This is a genomic window from Hydrosulfovibrio ferrireducens, assembly GCF_046883345.1.
Taxonomy (GTDB): Bacteria; Desulfobacterota; Desulfobulbia; order Desulfobulbales; family Desulfurivibrionaceae; genus Thiovibrio; species Thiovibrio ferrireducens.
This window is the reverse complement of record NZ_JALKCW010000011.1, coordinates 1-18,959: the sequence shown is the minus strand read 5'-3', so window position 1 is coordinate 18,959 and position 18,959 is coordinate 1. Positions and strand designations below refer to the sequence as shown.

Genomic DNA, 18,959 nt, shown 5'->3' with positions numbered 1-18,959 from the left:
AGTACTTTTCTCTTTTTCGATTTTTTTTACCGCGGTCCTTCCGCACGCGGAGGCAATATAGCTTGAAACGCGTATCTCTTTGCGGTAAAGGGCCAGTATGGCTCCGCCCGATCTTGAGCAAACCGCTCTCACACCATAAATTCGTTTTTGGGTGAAAAACCGGCACAATGAGCCGGCGGGGCGGCAACGGCCGCAAAACAACGCACAACGCCGGGTGCTTCTTGGCAGCTCCCAGCCTTGCCATGCTGCCTCTCCCCTTTTCTCGACCGGATTGCGACAATGACACACTGGCAAAACCTGCTGGCCCGTAGCATAACCACCCCGGAGCAATTGGGCCGGCATTTCGACCTCGATTTTTCCGCCCTAAGGGGTGTGAGCGAACAGTTTCCCATGCGGATCAACCCCTACTACCTCGGGCTGATCAAAACCCCGGGTGATCCTCTGTGGCGGCAGGCCGTGCCCGACCCGCGGGAACTTGAGGACACCATCTGCCTTACCGATCCCCTGGATGAGGAAAACCGCTCGCCGGTGGAAAATCTGGTCCACACCTATCCGGATCGCGTCCTCTTTCTGGTGACAAACCAGTGCGCCATGTACTGCCGGTTCTGCACCAGAAAAAGAAAGGTGGGCACCAGCCGCATGCTCGTCAGCCGGCAGACAATGGAGTCCGCCTTTGCCTATCTGCGCAAAAACAAACAGATCCGCGATGTGCTCATTTCCGGCGGCGACCCGCTGCTCCTGAGCGACGAAACCCTGGCCTGGCTGCTGGACAACCTGCGGGCCATCCCCTCGATCCAGATCATCCGCATCGGCAGCCGGGTTCCCTGCACCCTGCCCATGCGGATCACCACCCGGTTGGCCGGTATCCTCAAGCGATATCACCCGCTCTATCTCAACACCCACTTTAACCACCCCGACGAAGTAACCCCCGAAGCGGCCAAGGCGTGCGCCCGCCTGGCCGGCGCCGGAATCCCCCTGGGCAGCCAGACCGTCCTGCTGAAAGGGGTCAACGACAATGCTGCCACCATCACCGAGCTCATGCACCGGCTGCTCATGATCCGGGTAAAGCCCTATTATCTTTTCCAGGCGGACATGACCCTGGGCGCCAACCATTTCAGAACCCGGGTGGAGACGGGGATTGGGATCATGCAATCCCTTATCGGTCACACCTCCGGCCTGGCCGTGCCCACCTTCGCCATTGACGCCCCGGGCGGCGGGGGCAAGATCCCCCTTACCCCCAACTACCTCACCAGCCTGGGCAAAACCGTCACCTTGAAAAATTATCTCGGCGCCCCGTGCGGCTATCACAACGATCTTGATTAAGAGCGTGTCCGTAAATAAATCTTTGGTGCTCGCATCCGGCTTTTGGCCGCCTTTGGCCGCTCCTCAATCGTAAAATCCTCGCCGTAGCGCTGCTACGTCTGTGGTTTTGCTCAATCGTCCCACCCAAATCCGTCTCAAAATCCGGCGCGATCCCTGAAAAGATTATTTACGGACAAGCTCTAAATCCCTGTTTATCTCCGGATAGATTGCCTCTGCCGGCCAGGTTTGGTACCATTTATTCAGGACCATGGCACAAGGAGGCCCCGCATGCAGAAAAAAATCCTCATCGCCGTTGACGGCTCACCTTACAGCACCAACGCCCTGCGCTACCTCGGCCAGCTTTTCCACCAGCTTCCCGACATCCATTTTCACCTTCTCTCCCTCATCCCGGCAAGCAGCACGGGCTCGGCGGCCAAAGACTGGCTGACCGAAGCGGAACTCCTCAGCACTGTAAGCCCCGCCGCCCAAAAACTGCTGGTCGCCCAAAAAAATTACATGCTTCAGGCCACGGACACCCTCAAGCGACTCGGCATTGCCGAAGAACAGATCCACACCTCCGTCCGGATCTCCCAGCGAGGCGTACCCCAAGACATCATCCATGAGGCCCGGCAAGGGACATACGACGCCCTGCTCATCGGCCGGAGGGGCATCGGCAAGCTGGAAGAGATGATCATGGGCAGTGTCTCCGCAACCATCCTGGAGAAATGCCATGATGTTCCCCTGTGGATCATCGATGGCCAGGTCAACTCCCATAAATTCCTGGTGCCGGTGGACGGCACCTTCCATTCCCTGAAGGCCATCGACCATCTGGCCTTTATCCTTGCCGGCAACCCCGAAGCCGAAGTGACCCTGTTTTATTCAAAAGCCCTGCTGGGCAGCCATCCCACAATCGAGCCCAAGGATTTCTATTCCCTCTGGGGCGAAGCGTGGTGCGAAGAACACCTGCGCCGGGAGGACAGCCTTTTCCATGCCCCTAAGCAACTCCTCATCGACAACGGCTTTCCGGCGGAGCGCATATTTTGGCTGGAAACCTTCATGGGCATCGACCCCAGCCGCCAGATTCTGCGCCAGGCCCTGATCGATGATTTCGGCACCATCGTCATGGGCCGCAGGGGAGAAGAGGCCAGCAAGGGCCTTTTCCGGGGGGTTTCGGACCGGGTGCTGCTCATGGCCGAAGAGGTGGCGATCTGGATCATCGGCTGAGCAGCAGTTGATATCTGTTGACAGACAAACCGGTTCCACTTACACAACAGAGAATTGAACCAGAAAAATTCAAGGCCGGTGGGGACCATGACCTTAAAAATTCTCGTGGTGGACAATCACCCGATGATCCTGAAGCTCCTGGCCAATTTCTTGGAAAAGGAAGGCCACGAGGTGATGACGGCAAGCGATGGCCTGGCAGCCCTCAGCGTGCTGGAGGTCTATGCGCCGGACATCATCTTTGTCGATCTGGTCATGCCCAACATCGGGGGCGACAAGCTCTGCCGGATTATCCGGGGCATCCCCAGGTTTGCCGACCTGTTCATCGTCATCCTTTCCGCCATTGCCGCCGAGGATGACATCGACTGCAAGGAATTCGGCGCCAACGCCTGCATCGCCAAGGGATCGATCAAGTCCATCCAGAAACATGTCCTGGAGGTCATCCGCCACCATACGGACAAATCCCCGGCCACCCTTGAGCCGGTGGCGAATCTTGAAGATATCCAATACCGAAGCATTACCAGGGAACTGCTTTCCTCGAAAAATCATTTTGAAGCCATCATCAACAACATGTCCGAGGCGGTTTTCGAGCTGACCGCGGACGGCGCCATCATCTTTGTCAATCTGGCCGCCCTTGACCTGTGCAACCTTGCCGAGGAAAAGCTGCTGGCCGTAAACATCGTGACGCTTTTCAGCGCGGAAGCACAGGAAAGAATTACCACCCTGCTGGCACACCCGGAACGCTTGCCCCAACTCATCGAAGATAATCCTCCCACCCTGCTGAACGGCAAACAGGTCACTCTCCATTTTTTGGAACTGTACCAGAAAGACCGGACCACCATAATCCTCATGGCCAAGGATGTCAGCGACCGGCGCGAGACGGAACAAGCCTTGCTTGCCAACGAAACACGCTTCCGTGAACTGTTCAACAACATGAGCTCAGGGGTTGCGGTCTATGAGGCAACCGACCTTGGAGCCAACGATTTTGTTTTTGTCGATTTTAACCGGGCCGCGGAGCGCATCAATAAGATACGCAAAGAGCAGGTGATCGGCAGGTCGCTCCTCGAAATTTTCCCCGGGGCAAAGGAGTTCGGCCTTCTTGCCGCGCTGCAGCGAGTCTGGCAGACAGGCAGGCCGGAGCATCACCCGATTTCCCTGTATACCGACAACCGGCTCACCGGCTGGCGGGAAAATTACCTGTACAAGCTGCCATCCGGCGAGGTGGTTGCCATCTTCGAGGATGTCACCGCCCGGAAACAGGCGGAACAGAAGCTGGCCGTGGAATCGGCCATGAACGCGGCCGTGGCCAGAATTTCCCGGATGATCATCTCCTCCGACTCCTTAAAGGACATTTCCTCCGCCCTGCTTAAAGAGATTCTGACGCTCACCGGGAGCAAATACGGAATCATCGATCTGGTGGACCCGCAAACCAACAACCTGCTGGCCATGGCCTTTTCCCCGGAGATCCGGGACATGTGCACCATGCACGAGGAAAACGGCGCCTGCGTGCATGCCCCCCAGGGCCTTGTCAGTTGGGTTCTGGAAAACAAAACAGCGATCCTCTCAAACGCGCCGCTCACCGATTACAGGGCAAAGAGCCTTCCTCCCGGCCCGGCCTCCCTCACCCGCCTTGTTGCGGTTCCAGCCATGTTCAACCACGATTTTCTCGGCATCATCTCCGTTGCCAACAGCCCCAAAGCCTATGAAAAACGGGATCTCGCCACCCTTGAACACTTCGCTTCCCTTTTTGCCCTGGCCGCACAAAAAAAACAGGCCCAGGACCACATTGCCCACCTGGCCCACCACGATCCCCTCACCGGGTTGATCAACAGACATATTTTTCCGGATCGGTTGGCCCAGGCCATGATTCTGAGCCAACGCCACCGCAAGAAAATCGCCCTCCTTTATGTGGATTTGGACAAATTCAAGCAGATCAACGACGCACACGGGCACCTGGCGGGAGACGCCGTCCTGATTGAGGTCGCCGCCAGATTGCGCACCCTGCTGCGCGACTCCGACACGGTCGCCCGCATGGGCGGGGATGAATTCGTGGTGATTCTCCACGATATCTCCAGCAAAACAGCGGTACAGCATGTAGCGACAAAAATCATCGCTTCCCTGGCGGATCCCATTCTCTTCCATGATCTCCGGCTCACCATCACGGCCAGCGTCGGCATCAGCATCTATCCCGATGACGACAAACAGATTGACGCCCTGCTCCATAAGGCGGACAAGGCCATGTACCTGGCCAAAAAATCCAGCACCACCAGCTACATCTTCTACGAAGGGTAAGCGGTTCCCAGCCGGGCTGAAACATACCCTTGGAAAAGCCTGACCAATTGTGTATTCTTGCTTGTAGGTTTTTTCAATCCACCAGCCGGAAGACTACGGCCCGGGCAGAACTGCCCTGCACCCAGAACAGACTGCCCGGAGCCAGCCATGCTTGCCAAGGTTATCAGCGGAACAGTGTTGGGCGTTGACGGACATCTCGTTGACGTAGAGGTTGATATCGCCATGGGATTGCCGACCTTCACCATTGTCGGCCTTGCCGAAGGCGCGGTACGGGAAAGCAAGGATCGGGTCAAGGCGGCCATCAAAAACAGCGGTTATGATTTTCCCAACCGGCGCATCACCGTAAACCTGGCCCCGGCCGATCTCAAGAAATCAGGCACCGGTTTTGACCTGCCCATCGCCCTGGGAATCCTCGCCTCCGCCGGACTGATCAACACGGAAATACTCGCCCGAACCTGCGTCACCGGGGAGCTTTCCCTGGATGGCGGATTGCGCCCCACTCCGGGCATCCTGCCCATTGCCCTGGCGGCTCGAAACGCGGGTTTGGCCCACTATCTGGTGCCCGAGGCCAACGGCGCGGAAGGGGGAGTGGTGGATGGAATCTCCACGGTGGGCGCGGCCGCCCTGCATGAAGCGGTGGAACTCCTGGCCGGAAAGAAAGAACTCTCCCCGATAACCATATGCCACGCCGATCTGTTCCGCCAAGCAGGCACTCCGGAAAATGACTTTTCCGAGGTCAAGGGACACGCCCATGTGAAACGGGCGCTGGAGGTTGCCGCGGCGGGAAGGCACAACATTCTGCTCTCCGGCCCGCCCGGGTCCGGGAAGACCATGCTGGCCCGCAGGCTTCCCTCCATCCTGCCCGATCTCTCCTTTGCCGAGGCCCTGGAAACCACGAAAATCTATTCCACCATGGGGCTCATCCCCAAGGAGAAAAGCCTGATTACCACCAGGCCCTTCCGCGCCCCGCACCATACCATTTCCGATGCCGGGCTCATCGGAGGCGGGCAAATCCCCAGGCCCGGCGAGGTCTCCCTTGCCCACAACGGCGTGCTTTTCCTTGATGAATTGCCGGAATTCAAGCGCAATGTCCTGGAGGTTTTGCGGCAGCCCCTGGAAGACGGCCAGGTCACCATTGCCCGGGCCTCGCAGTCGCTCCGCTTTCCCGCGGACTTCATGCTGGTTTCGGCGATGAACCCCTGCCCCTGCAGCTTCCTGGGCTCGGACAAGGAGTGCCTCTGCACGCCCCCGCAAATCCAGCGCTACCGGGGAAAACTCTCCGGCCCTCTGCTGGACCGGATAGATATCCACTTGGAGGTGCCTGCCGTCAAGGTACATGAACTCACGGCTTTGCAAGCAGGTGAGACCTCGGCGGCGATCAAGGCCAGGGTAAGCAAGGCCCATGGCATCCAGCAGTCACGGTTTGCCGAGAGGACCGCGGTGTATTTCAACAGTCAGATGGGCCCGGTTGATCTCAAGCGGTATTGTTCCCTCGATCACAACGGCCAAAAGCTGCTGGTGCAGGCCACAACCCGGCTCGGCCTTTCCGCCAGGGCGTATCACCGCATCCTGAAGATCGCCAGAACCATTGCCGACCTGGAGGAAAGCCCACACATCCAGGCAAGCCATCTTGCCGAAGCCATCCAATACCGCCGCCTGCCAAATCAATAACAGCAAAACTCCACCCCCTGCCGGGACAACCTAACCGGAACGGGGAAACCCTCAAGAGACTTGCGAAAGGGAAGAAAACATTTTAGGGTGAGCACAGTAATATTTGGGGTGAAATAGTTCACGTTCTTCAAGCCAGCGCCGAATGCACATGACAGAAACACCGGAAAATCAGACCCGTCAAAAATTGCTGGAAATCTTTTCCTTGGCCAACATGGACTCCTTGCCGGCCATGTCCGACCATGTGACGGAACTCATCTCGTTGCTGGGCAGCAGCCGGGCCACGGCTCAGGATGTGGCCGACACCATCCTCAAGGATTATTCCCTCACCACCAGGATTCTCCAGGTGGTGAACTCCGCCTACTATTCCCGCGGCACCCCGGTCAGCACCATATCGCGGGCCATAACCGTGGTCGGCTTTGACACCCTGCGTCAGATAGCCGCCGCCATGGCATTGTTTGAGGAATTCATCCGCACCGGCACGGAGAAAGATGAAATCGCCGGGATTTTCACCATGTCCCTTATCAGCGCCACCCAGAGCAGAATCTACTGTGAACTTAAAAAAAACCGTATCTCTCCGGAAGAGGCCTACGTTTGCAGCCTGTTGCACAAGCTGGGGAAGCTTGTTGTCCTGGTGTACCTGCCTGCTCAATACCAGGCCATTGAGCAAGAGATGCAAAAGGGCTACTCGGAGGAGCACTCCAACCGTCTTGTGCTCAAAGGCCTGACCTACAGCCAGATTGGCCGGGAAATCTCGACGTTTTGGAATTTTTCCAAACGCATTGTCGATTGCATGGACACAAGCCCGCCCAACCCCGAAAAAAGCAAAGACTCTTTCCTTTTTCTCCAAAACCTTGTTGTGTTCAGCAACACGCTGACCTCGGCTTTTTTCAACGGCACCAAACTCGAGCTTGCCGACCTCATTTACAAATTCGGTGGCATGTTCGAAATCGGTCAGGAGGAGGCCCTCACGCTTGTGGACAGAAGCCTCGCTGTCTGTGAAAACTACTCACGAGCCATGCGCGACGGCCTGGATAAGATCCAGAAAGGCCGTTCCAGCCAGGTTACCGTCTCCAAAGACTCTTCCGGGCGCTGGATCCGCGTGAATTAAAGGCAACCCCCAGGACCGGAAACCCTTTCGCGGAACCGGCATTGCCCCCGGGCGCACCAGCAATACTCCGTGTATTCTTCCCTTGACAACCAACTGCCACCATGTGGTACTTATAGCATACGAGCGCAACGCAGCCGTATTGATTTTTTCTGCCAGGAGCAGCCGATGGACAAACAGAGTTTTTTGTTGGCGCGCAAGAAACTGGGCAAGACCCAAAAACAGCTTGCCGAACTCCTTGGCTCGTCCATAAAGGCGATCCAAGGCTACGAACAGGGCTGGCGCTCCGTTCCCCCCCACGTCGAACGGCAGGTTTATTTCCTGCTCTCCCGCCAGCAACAAAAAGACAAAAGCGGCCCTTCTCCTTGCTGGGAGGTGAAAAACTGCCCAGCGGAGAGGCGTAAGCAATGTCCGGCCTGGGAATTTCAAGCCGGAGAATTATGCTGGTTCATCAACGGCACCATTTGCGAGTGCAAGGCCCAAAAAAACTGGAAAGGAAAAATGAATATCTGCCGGGATTGCCAAGTGCTCACCCCTTTTCTCTAAGCCCCCCGGCCAGAAGGGATACACAACCCTTCCCGACTCTGCCGGCAACGCAACAGGACAAACCCCTTTCCCCCATTCATCTCAGGAGGCGCTCCCAATGCCGCGAATTTCCCCTGACATCACCGCCATCATCGGCAACACCCCCATGCTCACCTTGTCTCGCCTCGGCGCGGGGATAGAGGCTCGGTTGCTTGCCAAGCTGGAATTCCAAAACCCGCTGGGGAGCGTCAAGGACCGCATCGGCCTGGCCATGATCAAGGCCGCCGAAGAACAGGGTCTGTTGAAGCCGACAACCACCATTATAGAGCCAACCAGCGGCAATACCGGCATCGCCCTGGCTTTTGTCTGCGCCGCCAGAAAATACCGGCTTGTCCTGACCATGCCGGAAACCATGAGCCTGGAACGGCGAACACTGCTCAAGCACCTGGGCGCCGAACTGGTGCTTACCCCGGGCAGCGAAGGCATGAGGGGAGCAATAGCCAGGGCGGAAGAACTCCTCGCCAAAACTCCGGACAGCTTCATGCCCAATCAATTTACCAATCCGGCCAACCCGGAGATCCATCGCCAAACCACGGCCAAGGAGATATGGGAAGACACCGATGGCCGCATCGATATTTTTGTGGCCGGGGTGGGCACCGGCGGCACCATCACCGGAGTGGGCGAGGTGCTCAAGACGAAGAATCCCTCCCTGCATGTGGTGGCGGTGGAGCCTTCCGCATCCCCGGTTTTATCCGGCGGCAAACCTGGTCCCCACAAGATTCAAGGCATCGGCGCGGGCTTTGTCCCCAAGATCCTCAACCGGGAGATCATCGACGAAATCATCACGGTGACCAACGACCAGGCCATGGAAACCGCCCGCAGAATCGCCAAGGAAGAGGGCATCCTCTGCGGGATTTCCTCGGGCGCCAACGCCTGGGCCGCCATACAGATCGCTTCCCGCCCGGAAAACCGAGGCAAGCAGATCGTGTTCCCGCTCTGCGACACCGGAGAGAGGTACTTGAGCACCGAACTGGTCACAACTCTTTGACCTCAGCCCCCGTCGACATGTGCCAACATTTGTTTGACAAACCGCGGAGGATCATATAGTAATTGCGATTATTTGTAACACCGTCCCCGCTGCCCCATAATGCCCGGAAGATGGCCAGCAATCCACGATCTTCTCTGAAAATACGAGCAGGAACCCCGTCTTCCCCGTGAAAAGATCTCCATGAACACCCAAAATCTCTTACCCGCCCGGAATGTCCTCGTCACCGGAGGAGCCGGCTATATCGGTTCCCATACGAGTCGGCAGCTTGTCAATGCCGGCTGCAACGTGGTGGTGGTTGACAATTTCTACTCCGGAAACCGTTGGGCTGTTCCAGCGCAGGCACATTTGGTCGAAGGCGATGCCGGAGATTTTGCGCTGATGTGCCAGGTAATTCGCCAGCACCGGATTGAGGCCGTGATCCATTTTGCCGGACATATCGTTGTTTCGGAATCAGTCACCGACCCCTTGAAATATTACGGCAACAACACCAGCGGCTCCAGGAACCTTATTGCCGCCTGCCTGCAAACAGGGGTACAGCACTTCATCTTTTCCTCATCCGCTGCAGTATATGGCGTTCCCGAAGATGGCCCGATCCGGGAAACAACGCGTGTCTCTCCCATAAATCCTTACGGGCGTTCAAAACTGATGACGGAATGGATGCTGGAAGATGCGGCGAACAGCTCTGCTGCGGCCTCTCCGAAAGACGCCTTCCGTTACGTCGCGTTGCGGTACTTCAACGTCGCCGGGGCAAGTTTGGATGGGGTGCTGGGCGAAGCCACCCCCGAGGCAACGCACCTCATCCATATTGCCTGTCAGGCTGCCTGCGGAAAAAGAGAAAAAGTCGCTATTTACGGAACCGATTACCCGACCCCGGACGGCACCTGCGTTCGCGATTATATCCACGTCGAGGATTTGGCCGCAGCCCACCTTCTCGCTTTGGCGCATCTCCTTGAAGGGGGCTCCTCGGAAACCCTGAATTGCGGGTATGGATATGGTTTCAGCGTCAAGGAGGTTCTTGAAACCGTGCGCCGGGTAAGCAAGGTTGATTTCGAGATTGTTTCCGCTGGTCGGCGGGATGGTGACCCTCCCGCACTGGTGGCGAATACCGACAAAATCAGAACTCTTTTTCCTTGGAAGCCGAGCCACCAAGACCTGGAGACCATTTGCGCCACCGCTTTTCACTGGGAAAAGAATTCCCCCTGCGGAAACTGAACAACCCAAGGACACAACCACACAAACATGCCTGACAAGACGATTATCTTCCGCATCCTTCAGACCATCAAACCCTATCGGAACCGGCTTATCCTGGCCATGATCAGCATGATCATCGTTGCCGGCCTGAGCGCCCTGCAAGCCTATATGGTCAAACCGCTTCTCGACGAAATCTTCTTCAAGAAAGACCGGTTGATGCTCAACCTGCTGCCCCTCGCCCTTATGCTGCTTTTTCTGGTCAAAGGGGTATTTTATTATGGCTATTCATATTTCATGGAAAGAGTTGGCCAGGGGATCATTCTTGATCTTCGCAAAAAGCTCTATGACCACATTCAGAATCTTCCCCTCTCCTTTTTTACCAAAACCCCAACCGGAGAGCTTATCTCAAGGATTATTTCGGATGTCACGCTCATGCAGGGCGCCGTATCTTCCGCCCTTGTCGGAACCCTGAAGGACCTCTTCCAGGCTCTCGGCCTGCTGACCGTCATTTTTTACCAAGACTGGAAACTTGCCCTGATGTCTCTTATTTTCCTCCCCCTTGCCAGCGTGCCTATTTATCGATTTGGCAAAAAATTCCGAGAACTGAGTTTCAGCGGCCAACGCACCACCGCCTCCATCGCCAACATCCTCCAGGAAACCATCCAGGGCAACCGGATCGTCAAGGCTTTCGGCATGGAGGAATATGAGTCCAAACGTTTTTCGGAAAGAGCGGGAAAGCTCTTCCGCATCACCATGAAAGATGTGCAGTTGAAAAGCCTGAATCACCCGCTGATGGAGCTGTTGGGTGGAGTCGGCATCGCCCTGATCATGTGGTATGGCGGCAATCAGGTTCTTAACGGCCACTCAACGCCCGGCACTTTTTTTTCGTTTCTCACGGCGCTGATCATGATCTATGAACCGATCAAAAACATAAGCAAGGTCAACAACCCCATCCAGCATGGCCTTGCCGCCGCCACCCGCGTGTTCAGCGTGCTCGACATCAAACCGGAAATCGCCGACAAGCCAGGAGCCGTTGAACTCCCGCCGGTGCAAAAAGAGATTGTTTTCAAGGATGTCCATTTCAGCTACGATGGCGTTACTGAAATCCTCAAAGGGATCAACCTTACTGTAACCCCTGGCGAGGTTATTGCCCTGGTCGGCACCAGCGGCGGAGGCAAGACCACCCTTGCCAATCTCATCCCCCGCTTCCTTGATGTTACCAGGGGCAACATCTCCATTGACGGCCGGGACATTCGCGAGGTAACCTTGAAATCCCTGCGTAGCCAAGTCGCCATGGTAACCCAGCAGACCATTCTTTTTAATGACACGGTCCGGAACAATATCGCCTACGGCGATCTGGAAAAATCCGAAGAAGAGTTGGCCGCCGTTGCCCGGGCTGCGCACGCCCTGGATTTTATCAACGAATTGCCCGAGGGATTTGAAACAATAATCGGCGAGTCCGGGGCAAGACTTTCCGGGGGACAGCAGCAACGCATCTCCATCGCCAGGGCTCTGGCAAAGGACGCGCCTATCCTCATTCTGGACGAAGCGACCTCAGCCCTTGATGCCGAATCTGAACGCGAGGTGCAAAAAGCCTTGGAAAACCTGATGAAAGGCAGAACCACCTTCATCATAGCGCATCGGCTTTCCACCATCAAAAAAGCAGACCGGATCATCGTCATCAAGGATGGGTTGATTGCGGAAGAGGGCACCCACGATACACTCCTTGCCAAAAACGGCGTATACCATATGCTCTACACCATGCAATTCGTTGAACAATGACCGTCGACATTATCATCCCCACCTACAACCGGGCTGCCCTCTTGCCAGAAACACTGAAAAGCGTTCAGAGCCAGACGTATACGGACTGGCTCTGCTGGATTGCGGAAGATGGGGAAAGCCAGGAGACCAGGGAGGCGGTCAAGCCCTTTCTGGCAGACAACCGTTTTATTCATTTACCGGGCCGGCATGCCGGCTATCCGTCCGCCCCAAGAAATCGCGCCATTGGTCAAGGCACTGCCCGGTTTGTCGCCTTTCTCGATGACGATGATCTTTGGCTTCCTGAAAAGCTGGCACGGCAGGTGGAATTTCTTGAGCGCAACACGGCGTGCGTTCTCCTCGGCACCAACGCCTTCCGCTGGGAGGGAATCGGCTCCAAAGAAGACGCTCCCGTTTACCACCAGAAAATCTCCTTTGGCCTGATTCCCTACGAGAAGCTGGTGCAGGAAAACATATTCATTATCTCCTCGGTCATGACCAGACGAAGAAGCCTCCTCCAGGCAGGGACATTCAATGAAGGCCTTGCTCCCCCGGTCGGGGAGGATTATGAATTATGGCTTCGCCTCGGCGCCCTGGGCGAGGCTTGGATGTTGGCAGACCCTCTACTGATCTATCGCGAAACCGCTTCCACGTACTATGTAAAAAAAATGGACCGCGCCGCAAAGTACCAGCTCAGAGCAGGCATCTATTCCGCAGCCCTGCAAGGCACGCCCGGCACCCCAAGCCCTCTTGCCGATCCGGCCAAAAAAGACTATGCGGATCTCTGCCGGGCCGAAAGGGATTTCTACCGTGCCGGCCCTCATCTTTTGGACAGATTCCGCAAAACAGTATCCGAAAAACTCAAATCGATTGTTGCTCCAGCACAATGATTATCGTCAGAATAATGGGCGGGCTCGGGAACCAGATGTTCCAATATGCGGCAGGCAGGCGACTTGCCGCAATCCACAACACCGTGTTGAAACTGGATATATCAGATTTTAAAAATTATACTCTGCACGACTACGGCTTGTCCGCGTTCAACATACAAGAAGCCATCGCAACCCAAGAAGAGATCCAACTTTTCAAAGAACCCGACACACGCTCTTTGCAAAAGAAAATCAAGAAACTTTTGGGATTTCCAAACAAATTAGGAATAACCCATATCCGGGAAAGCCAGTATCATTTCGACCCGGCAATACTCACCATGCACGATTCCGTATACCTGGACGGCTACTGGCAAAGCGAAAAATATTTTTCAGACATCTCGGGGATTATCAGAAATGAATTTACGGTAACATTGCCACAAACAGGCAAAAATTTGGCACTGGCACAACAAATGGCTTCCTGTGAATCAATAAGCCTGCATGTCCGCCGCGGGGATTATGTGACCGACGAAAAAACCAATACAATTCACGGCACATGCGATCTTGACTATTATGCGCGCTGTATCGAACATCTCTCCCACACAATCCATCACCCTTATTTTTTCATCTTCAGCGATGACCCTGACTGGGCGGAGAAAAATTTAAGAATCACACACCCAGTCACATTCATCAACCATAACGGCCCAAAAAAAAATTACGAAGATTTGCGCCTGATGAGTCAGTGCAAACATCATATCATTGCCAATAGCAGCTTTTCTTGGTGGGGAGCGTGGTTGAACCGATATCCGGACAAATTGGTTTTGTCCCCCGAAAGATGGTTTAAAGAAAAAGACTTTAATACTAAAGATTTAATCCCTGCAACTTGGCAGAGGCTATAAAGGTAATCCATGAGCTTCCGAACAACTTTTAATAAAATTATTGAACCATTTGGGTATACCATCCAGGAAAAATCAAAAGAAATTTATGATCAAGACGGTTTAAGAAGTATTCATAATCATGATTTTATGACCGACCCGTCTTTTGTAAAAGCATACCAACGAGGGATAGTCGCGGCCGGGAACGATTACCTCTGGCACTGGCGCGTTCATATCGGATTGTGGGCCGCTTACTCGGCAAGCAAACTTGCCGGAGATTTCGTTGAGTGCGGAGTAAATCGTGGCTTCCTAAGCTCTGCAATCATGGAATATCTTGACTGGGACGCAATGGGCAAAACATTCTATCTGCTTGATACATTTTGCGGGTTGGATGATCGTTATCTCTCTGAACTTGATATCCAGACAGGGGCATTGGAAAAAAACAAAAGAGCTCTGGAAAACGGTTTTTATGCAGATCAAGCCGAATCTGTTCAAGCCAATTTTTCTCAATGGAAACATGTTCAGATCATTCAAGGATCAATCCCAGAGACACTCACCTCCGTAAAAACAGATAGGATCGCCTATTTGCATTTGGATATGAACTGTTCACCGCCTGAAGTAGCGTCCTTAAATTTTTTCTGGGAGAAGTTGTCTCCCGGGGCTTTTGTCTTACTCGATGATTACGCTTACGCTGGGCATGGGTCACAAAAAACAGCCTTAGACGATGCCGTTGAAACAAAAAATTCACGGATCGTCTCTCTGCCTTCAGGGCAGGGACTATTGATTAAACCGCTATAAGTACTGCGGATTAAAAATCTCTGGAATGTATTGAAAACATTGGACACCACCGACGTGAATTCACCTATGAACATCTGCGGAATCTGCCAAAACACCTCGGGCAACAAAAATTACGTTTTCAGAGAAATGATGCTCGGCACCAGAGATGAATTCGAGTATTTCGCATGTGCCAATTGCGGTTGCCTGCAGATTACAAACATCCCTGAGGATATGGCTCGGTACTATCCGGACACTTACTACTCGCTGCAATCGCAGAAGAATAAAAAAACTTCTCCCCTGAAAAAGTTTCTAAAAAAACAACGGCTACAATACTGTCTTGGGAAAAGCAATTTTATAAACAAAATATTAACGAAGATTTACAAACCTCCTCAATATTTCGAGTGGCTCAAGGGGTTAAACCTAACCACAACTTCGAAAATTCTTGATGTGGGGTGTGGTTCAGGGGATCTTCTTCTCAGCATGCATAAAGAGGGCTTTACAAATCTTACCGGAGTGGACCCCTTCATCGCCCAAAATATCCACCACGGAAACAATGTAACAATTCACAAATGCGATATTGCCGGATTACAGTCACAATTTGACTGTATTATGATGCACCATTCTTTCGAACATGCAGCAAATCCGCTTGCCTTATTGGCGCAGATTAAAGAAGCCCTTGCGGACAACGGGCGCATCCTGCTGCGAATCCCGCTGTGTGATAGTTATGCTTGGAGAACATACGGCGAGCACTGGGTGCAGTTGGATGCGCCGAGGCATTTTTTCTTGCATACCCAAAAAAGCATGTCTTTATTGGCGGACAAAGCAGGATTGCGGATTACCAAAATTGTGTACGATTCCAACGAATTTCAATTTTTAGGAAGCGAGCAATACAAACAGGATATACCCCTGAATGCGAGTCGATCCTTTACCAATTCCCCAGAGAAAAATATCTTCACCAAAGAAAAAATTATAGAATACAGGGAATTAGCCAAAAAGTTGAACAACGAGCACAATGGAGACCAAGCTTGTTTTTATTTAAGCAAATAACGCTCCCGGAACACCCAGCACCAAAAACACATAACGCGCAATACCGGATTCACAACTTTAACGTCTGCAATCCGTCTAAAAACACCAAGACAAGACAAGATATGCTCCACATATCCCGGCACCTGAAAATTGACGCCGCAGGCGAAGATCTCCTGAGACGAATAAATTTTATATTTTTTCAACAAGTTCCAAAAAAAATTAAAATAACAAAAACAAGAAGAATCGATATTGCGTAATTTTTTATAGAAATAGAACCATTCATAAATCTCTACACATTTATTATTTTCACAGGCAGATGTCACCCGGTCATCTCCACCAATACAGACCGACACCAGAGGCTTTTCCGTATAACAAAAATGGCTGTTCAATCTTACTATTGAATAATAAAAATCCAGATCAACGACCCATTTCAAATTTTCGTCAAACCGAACTCCTAAATCCTTCCTGTAAATCGTTGCGCTTGGCGCCCCGATAAAATTCCCGAAGAACAACACATTTTGATTGCGGCGCAGCGTTTCCACCTGTTTTTTTTTGGCAGAATGCACAAAACGAAGCTGCCCGTTCTGGTCAACATTGTTCGAACCGCTAAAGGCAAAACCTGCCCCAGGATGGTCATCAAGCAAAGCGACAAAGGCTCCCAAACTGGCGTTATCCGAAAAATAATCATCATGATGCATGATCTTGATATATTTTCCCGATGCCGCATCAACGGCCTTATTCCAGTTTCCTGGAGAACCAAGACTCTTGTCATTTTTCAGATATTGTATCGGGAAACATGTGCGAAATCTCTCACACGCTCTGTATACGGATTCATCTGGGGTGTCATCGCTCACCACAACCTCAAAATCCAAAAAATCCTGCCTCTTTATCGATTCCAATGTTCTCAAAATGGAATCAGGCTGCTTGTAAGCAGGAATACAGATTGACACCTTGGGATTCACGGCTCAATTACTCCCGTGCTTGAACATCTTTTTAAAGAACAAAAAAGCCTTGCTCTTTTCCGGATAAAAAACCATCTGTTCTTTGTGTTGTTTTCCCTTGCAAATCCCACCCATAATAAAATTATGCAGCATGGGGACAAGGCTGACATTATTCAGATATCTTGTTTTTGAATCAATTAAAGCAGGCAAATTATTTTCATAATGAAATTTATCCGCAACAACTTCTTCAATCTTTCTAGACGACAATTCAAAATTATCTATATCAATATTTACGAAACTTTCTTCCCTATAATATTTCGATATATTTGGCGCTCCGTAATAGAAAGGAAAAGTATGCGCCAAAAAACAATCTCCGATTTTTTCCGTTACCCAATCCGGCTCAATGTAGTTTTCTATGGCGACAGAATATTTATAGGGAGCCAGGACATCCCATTTATCTTCAAACTCACTTATCCCCCGGCCATACAAATCCGCTGAATCGCCGAAATACTCCTTGAGCTTCAGACAAAACTCATATCTTTTTTTGTGCCCTTCACTCCCCTGCTTATTACTGGTTACGATTGACAACAATTTATTTTTTTGCACGGATGCCGTCCGCATCAACTCATCATAGTTTTTCTTGGTAAACCAGGTGTGGCCTGGCTGGTTATAATATTTATTGCCATGTTTCATTCCGCGTTGGCAGATAATTATTGTTGCGAATTGCGCAAGAAATGACTCACCATAGCGCTTCAGTGAGGATGGTTCAGCCGCCACAAAAACCGTGTTTTGAGGAGGACATAGTATTTTTTCTTTTTTTTCCAAACCCTCAAATACGATATAAAAATCGCATGACTCGATATCGGTATTTGCATAAAATTGAATCCCCTCCCACCTTCCGAGGCACGAGGGAGTCTGCTTTAAAATATTAGCCAACACCTCTTGCGGCACCTCAAACAGAGGGGTTGATAATTTCACAATAATCATACGGATCGTATATAATTCCCTATTAAGTTATTCTCGAATATTCTCAGAATATTTACATTCTGGACGCGAACCACAAAAATCATGCTAAAAATAAAGCTCACATATCCGAATTGGCCAATAGCAAGACAGACTCCTCACCAGGGGGGCATTTGGGGCAATTACCAGTTTATTCTGGATCACACAGAAAAAAACGTGTGATTACTGGGTGGTATTTGAAGGGATGTACAGAGATAGTATTCACCTGACACTGCCACCCTTGGCGGGGTGATGTATTACGCCGCTTTTTTTGTATTTGCCTTTACGTCGTTCTTTGGCAACTCGTCAGTAAAAGCCCGGTATGGAGTCCGACCGTTCATATTGCGCCCCTGGTGGGTACGTTCCGTGTTGTAGGATTTGAGGTAAGCATCAAGGTCTACTTGCATTTGCTCCACGGTTTCATACCACTTCTTGCGGCCTTGTAAGCGGAAATGCTCATCAAGCAGGGTGCGGTGCAACCGTTCGACAAAGCCGTTGCTTTGCGGCCGCCGTACTCTGGTGGTGCGATGTTCGATCCCCTCAAGCTGCAAGAACAGCTCGTACGGATGACGATCCGGTCGGCCGCAAAATTCCCGCCCGTTGTCGGAGAGAATAGTGGTGATCCGGGCTTCGTGTTGCTCGAAAAACGGCAGCACCGCTTCGTTGAGCACATGCACTGCCGTCACCGGCAGCTTGGAGGTGTAAAGACGGCCCCAGGCATACCGGGAATGGCAATCGATGACAGACTGGAGATATACCCGGCCAACACCCTTGAGAACACCGACGAAAAAGGTGTCCACCGCTACGAGATCGCCGGTGTGCCTGGTTTCGATGTGCCTCTCCCGAAATTCCGGGCTGAACCGTTCCAGCAGGCGAACTTGGGTGTCGCTGAGATCCAGTTTCTGCTCACGAACTGTTTTTTCGAGGCGCAAAAGCCGGTCGTGTCGACTCTGAAGATTGTGGCGACTCCACACACCCCGGACTCCACCGGCACTGACCTGGAAGTTTTGCAGGACAAGTTGTTGAGCGACCCGCACCGGGCCGTGGGTTGGCTGATGCAGGCTGTATTCCAGGATGACCTTTTCGATCTCCTCGCTGACTCGATTGGGGTGCGGTCCCTTGGGGCCGGGGAGTCGATCCAACAGGCCTTGGGCTCCATAGGTCTGGAAGTTGCGGCGAATCTCGTAAAACTGCTGCCGAGAATAGCCCATAACCTGGCAGGCCTTGCTGACGTTGTTTAATTCCGAAGCGAGTTCTAGCAAACTGAGCTTCCTTCGTGCTACTTTGTGTTTGGTGGTCATGATGCTCTCCTGTCTTGAGGTTGATGAAGCTTCGCAACTCCATCTTTACCCCAACCAAGGG

The 18,959-nt window shown here is 52.6% G+C and carries 16 protein-coding genes; 13 read left to right on the top strand and 3 right to left on the bottom strand.

The annotated features are described in order from the left end of the window. Positions 1-279 precede the first annotated feature (279 nt). The 13 genes from MWR57_RS04695 (at position 280) to MWR57_RS04635 (ending at position 15,675) form a co-directional block, all read left to right on the top strand. On the top strand, positions 280-1,323 hold the full coding sequence (locus tag MWR57_RS04695; protein ID WP_423123637.1) for a KamA family radical SAM protein: 1,044 nt from the start codon (positions 280-282) through the stop codon (positions 1,321-1,323). A gap of 267 nt (positions 1,324-1,590) precedes the next feature. Continuing rightward, on the top strand, positions 1,591-2,526 hold the full coding sequence (locus MWR57_RS04690; RefSeq protein WP_423123636.1) for a universal stress protein: 936 nt from the start codon (positions 1,591-1,593) through the stop codon (positions 2,524-2,526). Between the two features lie 87 nt (positions 2,527-2,613). Continuing rightward, positions 2,614-4,815 (top strand): diguanylate cyclase domain-containing protein, encoded by a 2,202-nt coding sequence (locus MWR57_RS04685; RefSeq protein ID WP_423123635.1) that lies wholly within the window; start codon positions 2,614-2,616, stop codon positions 4,813-4,815. Positions 4,816-4,962: 147 nt separating this feature from the next. Next, complete coding sequence (locus tag MWR57_RS04680) at positions 4,963-6,486, top strand: YifB family Mg chelatase-like AAA ATPase (protein ID WP_423123634.1); 1,524 nt, start codon at positions 4,963-4,965, stop codon at positions 6,484-6,486. Positions 6,487-6,634: 148 nt separating this feature from the next. Continuing rightward, on the top strand, positions 6,635-7,594 hold the full coding sequence (locus tag MWR57_RS04675) for an HDOD domain-containing protein (protein WP_423123633.1): 960 nt from the start codon (positions 6,635-6,637) through the stop codon (positions 7,592-7,594). A 165-nt stretch (positions 7,595-7,759) separates the two neighbouring features. Further along, the gene (locus MWR57_RS04670) at positions 7,760-8,137 is read left to right on the top strand and encodes a helix-turn-helix domain-containing protein (RefSeq protein ID WP_423123632.1); all 378 of its coding nucleotides are present in this window, start codon (positions 7,760-7,762) and stop codon (positions 8,135-8,137) included. A 97-nt stretch (positions 8,138-8,234) separates the two neighbouring features. Further along, on the top strand, positions 8,235-9,164 hold the full coding sequence (gene cysK, locus MWR57_RS04665; RefSeq protein WP_423123631.1) for a cysteine synthase A: 930 nt from the start codon (positions 8,235-8,237) through the stop codon (positions 9,162-9,164). 180 nt (positions 9,165-9,344) lie between these two features. After that, positions 9,345-10,376, top strand: a complete 1,032-nt coding sequence (gene galE / locus MWR57_RS04660; RefSeq protein ID WP_423123630.1) for a UDP-glucose 4-epimerase GalE — start codon at positions 9,345-9,347, stop codon at positions 10,374-10,376. A gap of 27 nt (positions 10,377-10,403) precedes the next feature. Next, positions 10,404-12,137 (top strand): lipid A export permease/ATP-binding protein MsbA, encoded by a 1,734-nt coding sequence (gene msbA, locus MWR57_RS04655; protein ID WP_423123629.1) that lies wholly within the window; start codon positions 10,404-10,406, stop codon positions 12,135-12,137. Then, positions 12,134-13,003 carry a glycosyltransferase family 2 protein gene (locus MWR57_RS04650; RefSeq protein WP_423123628.1) on the top strand — a complete coding sequence of 290 codons (870 nt, stop codon included), beginning with the start codon at positions 12,134-12,136 and terminating at the stop codon, positions 13,001-13,003. The genes msbA and MWR57_RS04650 overlap by 4 nt, the downstream gene beginning before the upstream one ends. A gap of 35 nt (positions 13,004-13,038) precedes the next feature. Next, entirely contained in the window at positions 13,039-13,875 is an 837-nt protein-coding gene (locus MWR57_RS04645) for an alpha-1,2-fucosyltransferase (RefSeq protein WP_423123627.1), read from the top strand. Between the two features lie 9 nt (positions 13,876-13,884). Then, entirely contained in the window at positions 13,885-14,649 is a 765-nt protein-coding gene (locus tag MWR57_RS04640; RefSeq protein WP_423123626.1) for a TylF/MycF/NovP-related O-methyltransferase, read from the top strand. 30 nt (positions 14,650-14,679) lie between these two features. Further along, positions 14,680-15,675 carry a class I SAM-dependent methyltransferase gene (locus MWR57_RS04635; protein ID WP_423123625.1) on the top strand — a complete coding sequence of 332 codons (996 nt, stop codon included), beginning with the start codon at positions 14,680-14,682 and terminating at the stop codon, positions 15,673-15,675. Here the strand turns inward: MWR57_RS04635 and MWR57_RS04630 are convergent. The 3 genes from MWR57_RS04630 to MWR57_RS04620 form a co-directional block, all read right to left on the bottom strand. Continuing rightward, entirely contained in the window at positions 15,660-16,616 is a 957-nt protein-coding gene (locus tag MWR57_RS04630) for a glycosyltransferase family 2 protein (protein ID WP_423123624.1), read from the bottom strand. The genes MWR57_RS04635 and MWR57_RS04630 overlap by 16 nt on opposite strands. A 3-nt stretch (positions 16,617-16,619) precedes the next feature. Further along, entirely contained in the window at positions 16,620-17,582 is a 963-nt protein-coding gene (locus tag MWR57_RS04625; protein WP_423123623.1) for a glycosyltransferase family 10 domain-containing protein, read from the bottom strand. A 272-nt stretch (positions 17,583-17,854) separates the two neighbouring features. After that, positions 17,855-18,898, bottom strand: a complete 1,044-nt coding sequence (locus MWR57_RS04620; RefSeq protein ID WP_423123622.1) for an IS481 family transposase — start codon at positions 18,896-18,898, stop codon at positions 17,855-17,857. Between the last annotated feature and the right edge of the window lie 61 nt (positions 18,899-18,959).